General features: G+C 71.8%; 16 protein-coding genes. 5 read left to right on the forward strand and 11 right to left on the reverse strand.

Annotated features, from left to right (window positions below):
- Positions 1-67 precede the first annotated feature (67 nt).
- The 4 genes from OO63_RS30880 to OO63_RS30895 all read right to left on the reverse strand — a co-directional run bounded on the left by OO63_RS30880 (position 68) and on the right by OO63_RS30895 (position 4685).
- Positions 68-676 carry a hypothetical protein gene (locus OO63_RS30880; protein WP_030361106.1) on the reverse strand — a complete coding sequence of 203 codons (609 nt, stop codon included), beginning with the start codon at positions 674-676 and terminating at the stop codon, positions 68-70.
- 157 nt (positions 677-833) lie between these two features.
- Positions 834-2462, reverse strand: coding sequence for a DUF2637 domain-containing protein (locus OO63_RS30885; protein ID WP_037631360.1), 1629 nt, complete (start codon positions 2460-2462; stop codon positions 834-836).
- Between the two features lie 224 nt (positions 2463-2686).
- Positions 2687-3610, reverse strand: a complete 924-nt coding sequence (locus tag OO63_RS30890; protein ID WP_030361108.1) for a hypothetical protein — start codon at positions 3608-3610, stop codon at positions 2687-2689.
- A 124-nt stretch (positions 3611-3734) separates the two neighbouring features.
- On the reverse strand, positions 3735-4685 hold the full coding sequence (locus OO63_RS30895; RefSeq protein WP_030361109.1) for a hypothetical protein: 951 nt from the start codon (positions 4683-4685) through the stop codon (positions 3735-3737).
- Positions 4686-4918: 233 nt separating this feature from the next.
- Between OO63_RS30895 and OO63_RS30900 the strand changes: the two genes are divergently transcribed.
- Positions 4919-6112 carry an RtcB family protein gene (locus tag OO63_RS30900; RefSeq protein ID WP_030361110.1) on the forward strand — a complete coding sequence of 398 codons (1194 nt, stop codon included), beginning with the start codon at positions 4919-4921 and terminating at the stop codon, positions 6110-6112.
- Positions 6113-6158: 46 nt separating this feature from the next.
- Here OO63_RS30900 and OO63_RS30905 read toward each other — a convergent pair whose 3' ends face one another.
- From OO63_RS30905 to OO63_RS30915, 3 genes are all read right to left on the reverse strand, one after another.
- Complete coding sequence (locus tag OO63_RS30905) at positions 6159-6986, reverse strand: hypothetical protein (protein WP_030361111.1); 828 nt, start codon at positions 6984-6986, stop codon at positions 6159-6161.
- 190 nt (positions 6987-7176) lie between these two features.
- Complete coding sequence (locus OO63_RS30910; RefSeq protein WP_030361112.1) at positions 7177-7386, reverse strand: hypothetical protein; 210 nt, start codon at positions 7384-7386, stop codon at positions 7177-7179.
- Positions 7386-8162, reverse strand: a complete 777-nt coding sequence (locus tag OO63_RS30915) for an SDR family NAD(P)-dependent oxidoreductase (RefSeq protein WP_030361113.1) — start codon at positions 8160-8162, stop codon at positions 7386-7388. The genes OO63_RS30910 and OO63_RS30915 overlap by 1 nt, the downstream gene beginning before the upstream one ends.
- A gap of 242 nt (positions 8163-8404) precedes the next feature.
- On the opposite strand from OO63_RS30915, the gene OO63_RS30920 reads away from it, so the two are divergent.
- Complete coding sequence (locus tag OO63_RS30920; protein WP_397622200.1) at positions 8405-8944, forward strand: hypothetical protein; 540 nt, start codon at positions 8405-8407, stop codon at positions 8942-8944.
- 47 nt (positions 8945-8991) lie between these two features.
- Here OO63_RS30920 and OO63_RS30925 read toward each other — a convergent pair whose 3' ends face one another.
- Positions 8992-9534 carry a GNAT family N-acetyltransferase gene (locus tag OO63_RS30925; protein ID WP_051811351.1) on the reverse strand — a complete coding sequence of 181 codons (543 nt, stop codon included), beginning with the start codon at positions 9532-9534 and terminating at the stop codon, positions 8992-8994.
- 92 nt (positions 9535-9626) lie between these two features.
- Positions 9627-10460 carry a helix-turn-helix domain-containing protein gene (locus OO63_RS30930; RefSeq protein WP_051811352.1) on the reverse strand — a complete coding sequence of 278 codons (834 nt, stop codon included), beginning with the start codon at positions 10458-10460 and terminating at the stop codon, positions 9627-9629.
- A 103-nt stretch (positions 10461-10563) separates the two neighbouring features.
- Here OO63_RS30930 and OO63_RS30935 point away from each other — a divergent pair, with 103 nt between their 5' ends.
- Positions 10564-11163, forward strand: coding sequence for a TIGR03086 family metal-binding protein (locus tag OO63_RS30935; protein WP_030361117.1), 600 nt, complete (start codon positions 10564-10566; stop codon positions 11161-11163).
- Positions 11164-11272: 109 nt separating this feature from the next.
- On the opposite strand, the gene OO63_RS30940 is transcribed toward OO63_RS30935, so the two are convergent.
- Both OO63_RS30940 and OO63_RS30945 read right to left on the reverse strand, forming a co-directional pair.
- Entirely contained in the window at positions 11273-12148 is an 876-nt protein-coding gene (locus OO63_RS30940; protein WP_397622199.1) for a serine hydrolase, read from the reverse strand.
- Entirely contained in the window at positions 12145-13113 is a 969-nt protein-coding gene (locus tag OO63_RS30945; RefSeq protein ID WP_106983453.1) for a LysR family transcriptional regulator, read from the reverse strand. The genes OO63_RS30940 and OO63_RS30945 overlap by 4 nt, the downstream gene beginning before the upstream one ends.
- An 85-nt stretch (positions 13114-13198) precedes the next feature.
- Here OO63_RS30945 and OO63_RS30950 point away from each other — a divergent pair, with 85 nt between their 5' ends.
- Both OO63_RS30950 and OO63_RS30955 read left to right on the forward strand, forming a co-directional pair.
- Positions 13199-14251: a CE1 family esterase gene (locus OO63_RS30950; RefSeq protein ID WP_030361119.1), complete on the forward strand. Its 1053-nt coding sequence runs from the start codon at positions 13199-13201 to the stop codon at positions 14249-14251.
- A 13-nt stretch (positions 14252-14264) separates the two neighbouring features.
- Positions 14265-15740: a peptidoglycan D,D-transpeptidase FtsI family protein gene (locus tag OO63_RS30955; RefSeq protein ID WP_030361120.1), complete on the forward strand. Its 1476-nt coding sequence runs from the start codon at positions 14265-14267 to the stop codon at positions 15738-15740.
- Positions 15741-15797 lie beyond the last annotated feature (57 nt).

Raw genomic sequence — 15797 nt, forward strand, 5'->3', positions numbered from 1 at the left:
CGGACGCCCGGTGAGGCCCGAGGGCCTGTCCGATGGGTCCGCGCGGCATCGACCCATCGGACAGGCCCTAGCCGACCGCCAGGCTCGCGAACCTGATCGTGACGATCTGGGTGTCGCCGGTCTGGGCGTTCTCGACCTTGACGACCCGGGGCTCCTGCAAGGTGTACTGCTTCGTCGGGTTGCCCATGGCGTCCAGCATGCTGAGGGACGCCGTCGCGGGCTGGGTCCTGCCGTCGACCAGGTCGGTGAACTGCTGGGACCGCTCGGCGCCGCGGACCACGGTCACCGTGCCCGCCCTCGGCTCGCCGGGGATGAGCTTGTTGGACGGGACCTGCTCCGTGACCTGGTCCAACTCGAGGCCGGAGACCGAGCTGAGGGGCTCCGTGGCGCCGTCGACGCTCCACTGGAACTGGTGATTGGCGAGGGAGTCGCCGCCACCCAGAAGGCCCGGCTCCCCGCCTTCGGCCCGGGAGGACACCTCCGAGCGGCCCTTCGCGCCCTCGGCGCCCTTGTCTGACGGCTTCGTACCCGACTCGGCCTTCTGGGACGCGACTGAGCCCGACGCGTCGGAGTCCGAGGACCCGGGCCCGCACGCGGTCAGCAGCCCCAGGGACAGCAGGACGGCGGTGGCCACCCCGGCCATGCGGCGGCGCGAGCTGATGGTGGAACGGGTCATGGCGAGACTCCAACGGCTGGGTGAGTCGGACGACTTGAGTCTGTGAGCCGACCCGTCCCGGCCGCCACAAGCCGCGGGCAAGTTGGGAAGCTGGAACGCGCTGAACCCCGCTGACCAGGTGAAACGAAGCACGGATGGAATGCGGGGGCGGGACGCCCTAGGCGATGTGCTCGGCGTCCTCGTCGAGGGAGCGCTGATAGCGGTCGCGGAAACCGCGCAGGTACGGGCGCAGGGTGCTCTCCGTCAACGGGCCGCCGGACTGACCCGTCACGCCGTACAGATCCATCAGATACAGGCTGAACTGACGGGCGTTGGGGTAGTCACCCATCTCGCTCACGTACTTGCGGAAGGCGTTGAAGTACGCCTCCTCGCGGGTCATGTCGTCCGGGAGGCCGGAGCCCTCCGCCGCGGCGGGCTCCGGCAGGGGCTCCGGCTCGGAGGCGGGCTCGGGGGCCTGCTCCTCGCGCGGGCCGGGGATCAGGTGCGCGCCACCCGCGAGGGGGCGGGTGCGGCCGGGGCCCGCGGGGACGCGGAAACCGGAGCCGTCGTCGACCACGTCGGCCCGCTGGTCGTGGACCTGCTGAGCCTGCTGGGCGTGTTGAGCCTGCTGGGCTTGGGCTTGAGCCTGGGTCTGGGCCTGGGCGTGCGCCCGCCGCTCGTGGACCTGCTGCTCGTGGACCTGCTGTTCATAGACCTGCTGGTCGTACGCCTGCTGATCGGCGTACTGCTGCTGCTCGTACGCCAGTTGCTCGTCGTAGCCCTGCTGCCCGTACCCCTGCTGCTGGGCCTGCTCCTCGTACCACTCGTCGTACGGGGCCTCCGGGTCGTACGACACCGGTCCTTCGGCGTACTGCTGCGGCGGCTGCGGGGCCGCGAACCAGGGGCTCACGTGGGCGCCGGGCTGCTGCTCGCCGGGGTTCGGGTGCTCCTCGGCGGGCGGGTGCTCCTCGGGGGCGGGCTCCGGCTCCGGGGCGGCCTGGGCCTCCGGGCGGGGCTCCGGGGACGGCGCCTTGGTGAGGGCCGCAGGGGTCTGGGGCTCGGCCTTCGTCAGCTCCGGCTTGGGAGTGGGGGTGGGGGCGGTGGCCTGGACGGGCGGCAGGACGGGCGGCTCGATGCCGGCGGCGGCGAGGCCCGCGGGGGCGGTCTCCGCGAGCGGGACGCCGTAGCGAGCAAGGCGCAGCGGCATCAGGGACTCCACCGGGGCCTTGCGGCGCCAGCCGCGGCCGAAGCGGGAGCGCAGCCGGGCCTGGTACACCAGGCGCTCCTGCTCCAACTTGATGACCTGGTCGTAGGAGCGCAGCTCCCACAGCTTCATGCGGCGCCACAGCAGGAACGTCGGCACGGGGGAGAGCAGCCAGCGCGTCATGCGCACGCCCTCCATGTGCTTGTCGGCCGTGATGTCCGCGATCCGCCCGATCGCGTGCCGGGCCGCCTCGACCGCGACCACGAAGAGCACCGGGATGACCGCGTGCATGCCGACGCCCAGCGGGTCGGGCCAGGCCGCCGCGCCGTTGAACGCGATCGTGGCCGCCGTCAGGAGCCACGCCGTCTGGCGAAGGAGCGGGAAGGGGATCCTGATCCAGGTCAGCAGGAGGTCGAGCGCCAGCAGGACGCAGATGCCCGCGTCGATGCCGATGGGGAAGACCATCGAGAAGGTGCCGAAGCCCTTCTTCTCGGCCAGCTCCCGCACGGCCGCGTACGACCCCGCGAAACCGATCCCGGCGATGACCACCGCACCGAAGACGACGACCCCGATGAGTATCCGGTGCGTGCGTGTCAGCTGCATCGCGGCCACCCGCGAACCCCTCCCTGCCTGTGCCCGCCCGGCTGTCCCGGTCCGGCGTGTTGCGAGCGACAGCCTGGCACATGTGTGCGTGCGCCTGTGTGCCGGTACGGCAGCCGGGGCGTGACCGGGCACGACAGGAGCCCGGCCGCGTGGGCGGCCGGGCTCCGGTAACTCCTGGGCGTGAGCGCCGAGTTGGTGCTGTCCTCCGGGTGAGAGGGCTCGGGCTACTCGCTCTTGGGCTTCGCGTCGGTCTTCGGCTTCGCGCCGGAGCCGTCCGAGGCCTTGTCGTCCTCGGCGGGCTTGTCGCCCTTGGGGTCCGCGGAGTCCTTGTCGTCCTTGGCCGAGCCGGACGGCTTGCCGGACTTGTCAGAATTGTCGGTGCCACCCGCCCCGTTCGCCGCCGCGACCGCCGCGACGGCCTCCTTCGCGGCCTTCTGGGTGTCCTTGGCGAGGGACGCCTCGTCGGGGGACTTGTCGCCGGCGAGGCCCGCGCCGTTGTAGTCGACCGTGACGACCGCGTTCTCCACGCGGGCCACGAGCGTCTGCTGCTTGAAGGTGTCCTTCTCCTTCTTGACGTCGTAGCTCACCAGAGTCGCCTGGTCGCCCACACCCGGCACCGGGGTGGTCTTGACGCCCTTGGCGTCCTTGGCCGCCTGCGCGTCGGTGACCTGCTTGGTGAAGTTGCCCTGGGCGCGCTTGGCGCCGCTGCCGAGGGACTGGTCGGACTCGAAGCGGTTCAGCGAGACGCGCAGCCAGCGGAACTGGGAGCCGTCGACGCCGTTGTTGTCGAGGCTGTCCCAGGTGCAGTTGCCGCGCGTCGAGACGTCGTCCGACGTGCCCGTCTTGCCCGCCTTGTTCTTCGTGGCGGGCACGAGGTCGCCGAGGGTCTTCTTGGAGAGCGTCGCGCAGGGCTCGGGCAGCTTGGCGAACGCGGCCTTCTCCACGGTCGCCGCCTTGTCGCCGGAGCCCGCGGAGCCCTCGGATCCGCCGGAGGCCGACGCGGAGGCTTCGCTGCCGGAGTCCTTCTTGTCCCCGTCAGAACCGGAGTCGCTGCTGCAGGCGGAGGCGAAGAGGATCACCGGTACGGCGGCCGCGCCCACCAGGACGCGGGTGAGTCGCTGACGCTGTCGCTGTGCGGGTCGGTGCATGGTTCCTTCACTCGTGTTCGCTCTTGGCGGCCGTGCCGTTCGATGGGGTCGTTGAGCCACCGTACGCGGTGTGCGACGCGGGTGACCCGGCTTCCGGAGAGCCCGTACGCCCTCGGAACGGCCCTCAGCCGTCGAACCTGTCGACCAGGTTCTCCGCCAGTTCCCGCGCGTTGTCCTGCATTTCCTTGGAGTCCGGGACCTCGGTCCTGCGGGCCGGCTGCTCGTCGTACGACACCGTCACGATCACGTTCGACGTGCGGAACACCACAGTCACGGTCCGCTGCCGGGTCGCCGACGCGGCCGTGGTCAGCACGTCGTCCAGGAACGCCTCGTCGCCGAGGTCGTCCAGGGTGCGCGGCTCGTACCCGGCGGGAGTCCCGTCGTCCGCCGAGGCCGCGCCGCCGTCGGGCTCCTCGTCCGCCGCGGCGCCGTCGCCCTTCTTCGCGGAGGCGTGGGCGGCGGCGGGGGCGCCCTGAGCGCGCGGAGAGCCGGAACTGTCTGATTTATCCGAACTGCCCGGCTTGCCGGAACCCTTGGGGCCGTCGGACCCGCCCGAACCCTCGGGCTCCTCCGTGTCGCCGCCGCCCCCGTCACCCTCGTCACCTTCACCCGACCCCGAGGACGGCGGCTCCGGGATGCCCGCCTCCCGCAGCTTCGTCCGGTAGAGCTCCTGCGCCCGGGTGTCATCGCTGACCGTCCCGTCGTACGACACCACGCGCTCGAAGTCGACCAGCAGATGATGCGTCGCGTCCGCCGACTCGGACTTCCAGCGGCAGCCCACACGCCGGTCAGTGTCGTACGTCACCGTGGCGGAGCCCGCGTACGCCTTCTCGCGCTGCTTGGCGTCCTCGATGTCCTTCAGGCCCGGCAGCATCGAGTCAAGGGTCGAGCTGTCGACGGCGCCGCAGGGCTCAGGCAGCGTGCGGTACTTGCCGGGCTCCGCGGCCGCCGTGGAGCTGCCGGAGTCGCCCGACTTGCCGTCGTCGCCCTCGCCAGTCCCCGAACCACCGGTACAACCGGCGAGCAGCGCCACCAGGAGCGCGGCTGTGCCCGGTACGTAGACCCTCCGCTGCACCGTGCTGGCTCCTCTCGACGTGGATCGACGTGGACGGGTCCGGCCGACCCGTGCGGGCCGGACCACCGGGCCTGTCCGGCCTGGTTATTCGGTTGCCGCCGACGGACGGCCGGTGGACACAATGTGTATCGCACGCGCCGCTGTGGATGCCGGTCCGTTATCCCATACGTCGACCTTGGCACCGGTATTTGCGCTTCAAGTCTTTTGTTGTTGTACGGGGGAAAGAGGAAGCTATGTCGTACGTAGAGATGCCGGGGGCCAACGTCCCCATCCGGATGTGGGCGGACCCCAAGACGGTCGAGGGCGCCGCGATGCAGCAGCTGCGCAACGTCGCCACGCTGCCGTGGATCAAGGGCCTGGCCGTCATGCCGGACGTCCACTACGGCAAGGGCGCGACGGTCGGCTCCGTCATCGCCATGCAGGGCGCGGTGTGCCCGGCGGCGGTGGGCGTCGACATCGGCTGCGGGATGTCGGCGGTCAGGACGTCGCTGACGGCGGGGGATCTGCCGGACGACCTTTCGCGGCTGCGGTCGAAGATTGAGCAGGCTATTCCGGTGGGGCGGGGGATGCACGACGACCCGGTCGAGCCGGGGAAGTTCCACGGGGTGCCGACCGGGGGGTGGGACGACTTCTGGGGGCGGTTCGACGGGGTTGCCGAAGCGGTCAAGTTCCGTCAGGAGCGGGCCATCAAGCAAATGGGAACGCTTGGGTCGGGCAATCATATGGTCGAATTCTGTCTCGATGAGACAGGATCGGTCTGGCTGATGCTGCACTCCGGGTCGAGGAACATCGGCAAGGAGCTGGCGGAGCACCACATCGGTGTGGCCCAGAAGCTTCCGCACAATCAGGGTTTGGTGGATCGTGACCTCGCGGTGTTCGTCACGGACACTCCGCAGATGGCTGCGTACAGGAACGACCTGTACTGGGCGCAGGAGTACGCGAAGTTCAACCGCACGCTCATGATGGCGCTCTTCAAGGACGTGGTCCGCAAGGAGTTCAAGAAGGCCGCGCCGACCTTCGAGCAGGAGATCTCCTGCCACCACAACTACGTGGCGGAGGAGCGGTACGACGGCATGGACCTGCTGGTGACGCGCAAGGGCGCGATCCGCGCGGGTTCCGGCGAGTACGGCATCATTCCGGGCTCGATGGGCACCAGCTCGTACATCGTGAAGGGGATGGGGAACGAGGCGGCGTTCAACTCGGCGTCGCACGGTGCGGGGAGGCGGATGAGCCGCAATGCGGCGAAGCGTCGCTTCACCGTGCGGGACCTGGAGGAGCAGACCCGGGGCGTGGAGTGCCGCAAGGACTCGGGCGTTCTGGACGAGATTCCGGCCGCGTACAAGCCGATCGAGCAGGTGATGGAGAGCCAGCGCGACCTCGTCGAGGCCGTGGCCAAGCTGAAGCAGGTCATCTGCGTAAAGGGCTGACCCTGTGGGTGAGGGCGGCTGTAACCGCCGCCCTCACCCACCTCTGTCAGTCGGGTTGCGGAACCAGTCCGTTGCGGAGCTTCCGGCGGCGCGTCTGGCACGCACTTGGCGAGTAGCCCAACTCGGATGCGGCGTGCTTGAGCGTTGGCGCGGCCAGGAGCCTCTTGTCTTCGTCAGGTGTCCAGCGGATCCGCGGTGCCTTCACTTTGGAGCCTGCGGGGCGGGCCCAGCGCATGACTGACATGGCTGAGGACTGCTTGCGCTCAAGTGCCAGACAACCCGGGTAGTAGAGATTCGCCGCCAGTGCCTGTGCCGTTTCCGTGACGTAGAGGATGTTGTACACGCCGTCGCGCGTGTTACGGGTCAAGGTGCGGTGAGCGCCGGTGAGCGCGTGGGTGTGGTGGCTGAAGCAGTGGGCCACGGCAGTGCTGGCTGTCGTCAGGGAGATGAAAGGGAGGCCCTGGCCCGTGTAGCCGATCGAGCCGTCGGCGTCGACGATTCCTCGGACGTAATCCCGTGGGGAGAACGCGACGCTTGGTGGACCCACCACTTTGGATTTGCGGCCGTAGGGCAGGCCGAGTTGGTTCAGCGTGGTCCTGGCTTCGAGGGAGTGCAGACTCCAGGTGGCCGAGGTGTGGGTCTCGGCGAAGTTGGTCGAGCGGGTCCGTTCCGTGATGGTGCTGTTGTACGGCGTCAAGCGCTGGAACTCCCGCAGGATCCCGGAGTCCCGGGCGCTGATCTCGACCGTCAGCCTCCCCCTGTCCCGCGACTGCGCGGAGAGGTGCCCGTCCATCTGTAAGAACCCGAACATGTACGCGTACTCGGGGACTTCGAGGTCCATGAACCGGTGGCCGCTAGGCTCGTGTTCAGCCATGAGGAAGTTGGCCTTCCTGTTTGGTCAGGCCCTCGGCCGGGGCTGCATCCCGGGCCGGGGGCCGTCTGTGTGATGTTGTCGGCTTGAGCCTAGGCAGGCCGGACATCAACTCGCATGGCGATAGGACGCGTTCACCGGTGTGGGTGACTCGCGTCCGGGGTGGGGCAGGGTGCTGCGGAAGGCGGGACGCCTACTTCGCGTGCATGACCGCGTAGATCATGATGAACGCCACGATGTGGATGCCGAAGAGGAAGTAGGCGAGGTACCACCACACCAGGCGTTCGTTTTTCTTCTCCTGGGCGAGTTGGCGGGACTCCTGCTCGTGGAGGAGGCGGTCCAGGGGGTCGGGGGAGTCGGGCGAGCCGCCGGGGGTGCCGGGGTCGTCGGCGGCGTAGGTCATCACTGCTCCCGGTGGACCTTCGTGTTGGACGCCTGGGCGCGGGGGCGGACCACGAGGAGGTCGATGTTGACGTGCGGCGGGCGGGTGACCGCCCAGGTGATCGTGTCCGCCACGTCGTCGGCGGTCAGGGGCTCGGCCACGCCCGCGTAGACCTTCGCGGCCTTCTCCTCGTCGCCGCCGAAGCGGGTCAGTGCGAAGCCCTCGGTCTTGACCATGCCGGGGGCGACCTCGATCACCCGGACCGGGGTGCCGACGATCTCCAGGCGGAGGGTCTCGGCGAGGACGTGCTCGGCGTGCTTGGCGGCGACGTAGCCCCCGCCGCCCTCGTACGTGCCGTGGCCCGCCGTGGAGGAGACGACGACCACGGTGCCGTCGCCGCTCGCGGTGAGGGCGGGGAGCAGGGCCTGGGTGACGTTCAGGGTGCCGATGACGTTGGTCTCGTACATCTGGCGCCAGTCCGATGGGTCGCCGGTCGAGACGGGGTCGGCGCCGAGCGCGCCGCCCGCGTTGTTCACCAGGACGGCGATCTCGCGGAACGCCGTCGCGAAGGTGTCGACGGCCGTGCGGTCGGTGACGTCGAGTTCGTACGCCGTGGCGCTGTGCCCGGCGTCGGTCAGCTCGGCGGCGAGGGCCTCGATGCGGTCCTTGCGGCGGGCCGTCAGGACGACTCGGTATCCGGCTGTCGCGAGGCCGCGGGCCGTGGCCGCGCCGATGCCGCCGCTGGCGCCCGTGACGACGGCGATGCCGGGCTTGCGGGGCGTTGCGGCGGCGGACATGCGGGCTCCCTGGGGGTCGGGCCGTGGCGGGCTGGTTCGGGCCGACTCGGGTGGTTCCGGTCGGCCCGGGGTGGGCCGGGTTCGTTTCGTACGTGCGTTCCTTGCTGCTCGGTCAGCATAGGCGCGGCCCGCCGGGTCCGGACGGGCGGCGCCGACCTCGAAGGGGCGGCGGAGCGGGCGGCGCGCGTGGTCAACAGGGTGGCATGTGGGGTGTCGGCGGGTCCGGAGCCGTGGTGGGTGGCATGGATGGGTCAGGTGTGGACGCCGGTGGTGTGGATGTCGGCGCCATGGACGTCGGTGGTGTGGAGGTAGTCGTGCGGGTGCTGTGTGTGGGGGCCGTGGTCGCGGGGGCGGTGCTGTGGGGGAGCGGGGGTGCCGTGGCCGATGGGGACGTGGTGCCGGAGGCGGATGTCGCGTATCACGGGCAGGTGGCCATGACCCGGGGGCTCGCGGCGGTGTCCCTGACGCCGGAGAACCACGGCCCGGACGACGTGCCCGGTGCCACGGTCCGCCTCGTCTGGTCGGTGCCCCTGGAGGACGGCATGCGGCTGCCGGACACCTGTGTGCGGGCCGGTGAGCGCGGGGTGCTGTGCCGCACGGGCGCTCTGCCCGCGGGCGGGCGCGGTGAACGGCTGCATCTGGCGGTCCGGCTCCGCGGGGCGCCGCGCGAGGTGACGGTGACGGTGGGCACCGTCTGGAACGGCGGCGCCGTCGACCACAATCCGCGCAACAACGAGCATGCGGTGCTGGTCCTGGACACGGGGGACTCGTACTACTTCTGATGCGCCGCGGCTCGCCGGGCCGGGCGCCGTCCCGGGGCCGCTTCCGGCTACGCCTGCTGCCCCGCCCCGTCCGTGTCCGTCAGGTCGAGCCGCCAGTCGTTGCACCGCATCCAGTGCCCCTTCGGATACTCCATGTCCTCCTCCCCGAGCAGCGTGAAGCCCGCCTTGCGGCACACGCCGTTGGACGCGGGGTTGTCCACGGAGGGGAACGCGTGCAGGTGGCGGTGGCGGGCCTCGCGGCGGGCCTCGGCCACGACCAGGCGGACCGCTGTGCCCGCGATGCCGTGGCCCTGGAACTCGGGGACCACGCCCCAGCCGGCCTCCCACACGTCCTCGCCCCCGTGGACGGTCTCCCAGAAGCCGACGATGCCCGCCGACGCCCCGTCGGGGCCCGCCGTGATCCGGAACATCCGGCCGCCGCGGCCGTCGTCCAGGCCCAGATACCTGCGGTGCCGGTCGAGCAGTTTCTCGTGGGTCTCGGGGCCGCCCAAGTGTGCCGTCATCTCGGGTGAGTTGTGCCGGACGAGCAGCTCGAAGTCGCCCTCCGACCAGGGCGCGAGGCGGACGTTCTGAGCCTGTGTTCTCTCCATGACCTCACGGTAGGCGGAGGGTCTGACATTCACCGGCGCCGACGGCCGCGGCATCCCGTCGCCCGCCCCGCCTCACCGCGCCGCGCCCCGCCTCACCCCGGCGCGTACGCCGTCGGCGGCACCCCCACGGTCGCCGTGAAGTCCCGTACGAGATGCGCCTGGTCCGCGTACCCGAGCCCCGCCGCGAGGTCCGCCCAGTCCACCGCCGCCGCCGACTCCGCGCGCTCCAGGGCCTCGTGGATGCGGTAGCGCAGGACGACCCACTTGGGGCCGACGCCCACGTAGGCCGCGAACAGCCGTTGCAGCGCCCGCACCGACAGGCCCGCCTCGCGCGCGAGGTCGCCGACGCGCCGGACGGTGCGGTCGGCGCGGATGCGGTCGGCCAGCTCCATGGCGAGGTCGGCCTGCGGGTCGGGGGCGGGGCCGTGGCGCAGCAGGAAGGCGTCGAGGGCGGCCACGCGCGCGTGCTCGTCGTCGGGGCCGAGGACGGTGGCCGCCGCGTCCGGACGTACGTCGTCGAAGACGTCCCCCAGGGGCACCTCCCGCCCCGTCAGGTCCGCCATCGCGCGCCCCGGGGCGAACGGCCGGAAGCCGCCGGGACGGAACTGCACCCCGCACACCCGTCCGCGCCCGGTCAGCTCCTTGCTGAACAGGCCGAGGCCGATGCCCGCGACCTCCCCGAAGGGCCCGCGCCCCGGCAGGTCCTGGAAGACGACGTTCACCGACGGGTGCGGCACGACGTGTGTCACGTACGGCTCGGTGAGGTCCCAGTCGATCAGCCAGTAGTGCTCCAGGTAGGGGCGGAGCGGCTCGGCGGGCGTGTGGCGCCGGAAGCGTACGCGGGTGAGCAGGCCGGAGGCGTCGACGATGCCCCGGGTGTCGCGGCGGGGCGTGCCGGGGGGCGGAGAGGCGGAGGGGCCGGGCATGGCGTGATCGTAGGGCGGGGGTCTGACAGCGGGCCGGGGCGCGCACCGGGGGTTGTCGTGTTTGTTCAAGACGGGCCGGACCCCGGCTGCTTACCGTCGTCGCATGAACACCACCCACAAGACCGGAGACCTCCTGGCCGTCGCGGCCGCCCACGCCCTGCCCGTGGTGCGGAACCTCCCCGACGACCGCCTCGGCGCCCGCACGCCCTGCGCCGAGTACGACGTGCGGGCCCTGGTGAACCACCTCTTCCACGTCGTGGTGCAGTTCCAGGAGCTGGCAGCCAAGCGGAACGCCGACTTCGGCGGTGACACGCCCGACTATGTGGCCGAGGGCGACGACTGGCGCGAGCGGTTCGCGGCCGAGACGGAGCGGCTGGTGGCCGCGTGGTCCGCGCCCGGCGCCGACGAGGGCACCACGGGGGCGATGAGCATGCCCGCGCGGACGGTCGGTTCGATGGTCCTGCTCGATCTGACGGTGCACGCCTGGGACCTGGCGCGCGCGTCGGGGCAGGAGTACGGGACGGGCGAGGCGCCCGCGAGCGGCGTGCCGGACGTCGTGGACACGCTGCGCGCGGCCGTCGCGGACCTTGGCCCCACGGCCCGCGCGATGGGTGTCTTCGGGGAGCCGGTGCCGGTGCGCGAGGACGCGTCGGACTTCGACCGGCTGCTCGCGGCGACGGGCCGTGACCCGTACTGGAGCTGACCCTGGCCGCAGGGGGGCGCACCCCGAGCCGCACCCGCCCTCACGCCCGGGCCGCATCCACCCTCACGCCCGGGCCGCATCCACCCTCACGCCCGGGCCGCCCCCGCCCTCACGACGGCGCCCGCAGCGCCTCCACCGCGATCCGCGCCGCCGTCCCGATCACCGCGTCCGCCGATGGCAGCGTCGCCGCCGTGCGGGCGGCGCGGGTGAAGACGGCGACGGCGTAGCGGCCGCCGTCGGGGTACTCGACGACGCCGACTTCGTTGCGCACGGTCGGCAGGCTGCCGGTCTTGCCCGCGACGTGGACGTCGTCGAAGGGGAATCCGGCGGCGAGGCGGTGCGGCCAGACCTGGAGGCCGAGGACGCGGCGCATGGCGGCGCCGTGCTCGGGGGTGCAGGCCTCGTCCCGCCAGACCGCGCCGAGCAGGCGGGTCATGTCGCGCGGGGTGCTGTGGTTGGTGCGGGCGGGGTCGAGGGCGCGCAGGCGGGCGATGACGTAGGGGTCGGTGAGGGCCTGCGCGCCGCCGGGGCCCGCGTCCTCGCGCATGGACGCGAACATCTCGCGGAAGCTGTGCACGGCCCGGGTGCGGGTGAGGCCGAGGCGGGCGGTGGTGGCGTTGACGGCGTCCAGGCCGACGCGGTCCAGGAGGAGTTCGGCGGCGGTGTTGTCGCTGACGGCCATCATCAGGTACGCGGCGTCGCGCAGGGACATCCGTACGGGGTCGAGCATCGCGGCGAGCCCGGTCGGGCCGGACGTGCGGCCCTCGGGCGGGCACTCGATCTGCTCGGTCAGGTCGACGCGGCCCGCCGCGGCCTGCTCGTGCAGGGTGACGAGGACGCACAGCTTGTGGACGCTCGCGGTGACGACGGGCTGGTCGGCGCCGACGCCGACCTCCGCGCCGGAGTCGATGTCGACGGCGTGCAGCCGGCCCGTGACGCCGGCCTCGGTGAACGCGTCCTGGAGACGGATGGGGGTCGTGGTCACAGCCAGTACTCCGCGGTCGGACGCAGATGGAGCGGACGTGGGGGCGCGTCGGCGGTCAGGGCGGCGGTGTCGTGCAGGGCGCGCGTGACGGCCTCGGCGAACGCCACCACGGCGGTGTCGCCGCGCCCCTTCGGCCAGGCCACCGAGTGCCGCCAGGCCAGCGGGGCACCGGCGAGCGGCCGCCAGACGATGTCGGGTTCGGTGCCCGCGGGCGGGGCGGGGTGGGCGTCCTTGGGGCTGAAGGCGACGGCGTGCGCGGACAGGATCAGGCCGCGCACGAAGCTGGCGCCCTGGCCGTGCCGGACGGCGGTGGGGGTGTAGCCGTCGCGGGCGCAGGTGGTGAGGAGGTCGTCGTGCAGGGCGGGGGCGGCGCTGCGGTGGAAGAGGACCAGGTCGTAGCCGGTGAGGGCGGTGAGGGGGACCTCGGTGAGGGCGGCGGCGGGGGCGCCGCGCGGAAGGAGCACGCCGACCTCGCGGCGAAGGACCGGGCCGAGTTCGAGGCCGGTGACGTCGCAGGGGTGGTGGATGAGGCCGACGTCCAGGTCGTGGGCGGCGAGCTGGTCGAGCTGCTGGGCGGTGGTCAGCTCGCGCAGTTCCAGTTCGACGCCCTCGTGGTGGCGGCGGAAGTCGGCGAGGAGCGCGGCGACGGTCTCGCCCGCGATGTCCGGTGGGAGCGCGGCGCGCAGCAGGCCGCTCTCGCCGTCGCGGATGCGGCGGGCGGTGGCGAGCAGTGCCTCGGAGCGGGCGAGGAGTTCGCGGGCCTCGTCTAGGAGGAGCGTCCCGGCCTTGGTGATCGTGACCTGCCTGCTGGTGCGTTCGAAGAGGCGCACGCCGAGGTGGCGTTCCAGGCGCTGGACGCGTTGCGACAGGGGCGGCTGGGCCATGCCGAGGCGTTCGGCGGCCCGACCGAAATGTGACTCTTCCGCAACAGCCACAAAGCACTCCAGGTGCCGCATCAGGTCCACGAACAGGGACGATATCGCAGATTAATGAGTACGTAAGTGATATCGAACTTGGACATACGGTGCCCGGCGCTGATCTGCTCGGTGCATGACCTCGCTCTCTTCGGTACGGCCCGCCTCCGCCCGCGTACGTCGGCGGAGCACGGCGCGCCGCTGGTCCGGCGTCCTCGTCGTGGGCCTCGCCCTCACCGCGGGCTGCTCCACCGACGCCGACTCCGACTCCGGCTCCGCCACGTCCTCGAAGTCCTCCGATCCGTCGGCCGCCCCCGACACCCGCGAGCACCTGCGCGTGGACGGCACCACCCGCGACTACCTCCTCCACAAGCCCACGAAGCCCGGCTCGGGCCCCCGCCCGCTCGTCGTCGCCTTCCACGGCCGCGGCGCCGACCCCGCCGAGATGCGCGAGCTGACCGGCCTGAACGAGGCGGCCAAGGCGCGCGGGATGCTGGTCGCCTACCCGGAGGCCCTGCGCAAGACGTGGGGCGCGGGCGCGGCGCCGTCCCGCCTCCGCCCGGACCCCGACGCCGACGTGCGCTTCACGCAGGCCCTGGTCGACAAGCTGGTCCGCACGGAGCGGGCCGACCCCCGGCGGGTGTACGTCGTGGGGTTCTCCAACGGCGGCTCGATGGCGCTGCGGGTGGCGGCGGACCGGCCGAAGCTGGTGGCGGGGGCGGTGTCCGTCGCGGGGCAACTGCCCACCGGGCGGGACGAGGTGCGGCCGACGGGGCCGGTGCCGGTGATGGTCGTCTACGGCGCCAAGGACCCGGTGCGGCCGGTGACGGGCCTGGCGAAGCCGGGGCCCGCCCCCAAGGGCCAGGAGCCCATCATGGCAACCAAGTCGGCCCGCTCGAGCGTCAAGGCCTTTGCCACGGCCGGTCGTACGAAGCCACCGGTCGAGCGGCCCCGGAAGGGCTACGACCGCACCGTGTGGCGGCCAGGACCCGGCACGGTCCCCGCCGAACTCCTCGTCGTGCGCGACGCGGGCCACACCTGGCCCGGAACGCGCGTCACCCCGCCCGAGGGCTTCGGCCCCGCCAGCAAGGCGCTGGACACCACCGGCACCGTCCTCGGCTTCCTCACCGACCAGAGCCCCCGGCCCCCGCACGGGGCGGCCAAGACCCAGGAGCACAGCGACCGATGAACGTGAGCGACCGATGAACAAGACCGTCCGCCGCGCAGCCGTCTTCTGCGGGCTGCTCGTCCTCGCCCTCCTCGTCCGCGCGACCTGGGTGCAGTTCGTGAGCGCCGAGACCCTCGCCGAGCACGACCAGAACCGGCGCGTGAAGATAGCCGACTTCGGCCAGCCGCGCGGCGACATCATCGTCGGCGGCGAGGCCGTCACCGGTTCCGTGACCACGCCGGGTTCGGACTTCAAGTACAAGCGGGTCTTCAAGGACGGCCCCATGTACGCGCCCGTGACCGGCTTCTTCTCGCAGTCCCAGGGGCAGACGTTCCTGGAGGGCGTGCACAACGACCTGCTCACCGGCAGGGACAGCAGGCTGCTCGGCTCGCCCCTGGACACCCTGACCGGCGAGCGGCCCAAGGGCGGCGACGTGGTCACGACCATCGACCCGAAGGCGCAGAAGGCCGCGTACAAGGGCCTGACCGACCTGGACGCCAAGGGCGCGGTGGTCGCCATCGACCCGCGCAACGGCAAGATCCTGGCGATGGCGAGCACACCGTCGTACGACCCGTCGGTGTTCTCCGGGATCTCCGGCAAGGACGGCAAGGCCTTCGAGAAGCTGCAGAAGGACAAGGCCAAGCCGCTCAACAACCGGGCGTTCCGCGAGGCGTACCCGCCGGGCTCGACCTTCAAGATCCTCACCGCGGCCGCCGCCCTGGAGCACGGCACGGTAGACGACATCAACGAGCGGTCCCGTGCGCGGGCCCCCTACCGGCTGCCGCAGAGCTCGACGGAGATCGGCAACGTCGTGCCGAACGCCATGTGCGACAAGGCGTCGATGAAGACCGCGATGCAGTGGTCGTGCAACAACGTCTTCCTCGATGCCGCGCTGCGGACCGGCAAGGACAAGATGCGCGAGACGGCGGAGCGGTTCGGCTTCAACGAGGAGCAGTTCATGCCCGTACGGACGGCCGCGAGCGGCTATCCGGAGAAGCTGGACAAGCCGGGGACGGCGCTCACCGGCATGGGCCAGGGCAGTGTCACCACCACGCCGTTCCAGATGGCCATGGTCACCGCGGGCCTCGCCAACGACGGCAAGGTCATGAAGCCGTACCTGGTCGAGGAGTTGCGCGGCGCCGACCTCTCCACGGTCGAGAAGGCGAAGCCCGAGGAGCTGGAGCAGGCCGTCTCGCCGGAGACGGCGCGCAAGGTGCAGGAGATGATGGAGTACACGGTCACCGACGGCACCGGCGACAAGGTGGCCATCGACGGCGTCACCGTCGGCGGCAAGCCCGGCACCGCCCAGCACGGCTCGAACGTGCGCGACCAGCGGCCGTACGCGTGGTTCGTGTCCTACGCCAAGCAGTCCGACGGCACCTCACCGGTGGCGGTCGCCGTGCTCGTCGACCCCGAGGACATGGACATCACCCGCTCCGAGATCGCGGGCGGCAAGCTGGGCGCGCCGATCGCCAAGGCGGTGATGAAGGCGGTCCTGAAGAAGTCCTGACCGGACCCTGCCTGTCCGGGACCGGGACCGCGCTGCCCGGTGTGGCCGCTGCCTGCG

This window comes from Streptomyces alboflavus, from assembly GCF_000716675.1.
In the GTDB taxonomy this organism is placed as follows: Bacteria; Actinomycetota; Actinomycetes; order Streptomycetales; family Streptomycetaceae; genus Streptomyces; species Streptomyces alboflavus.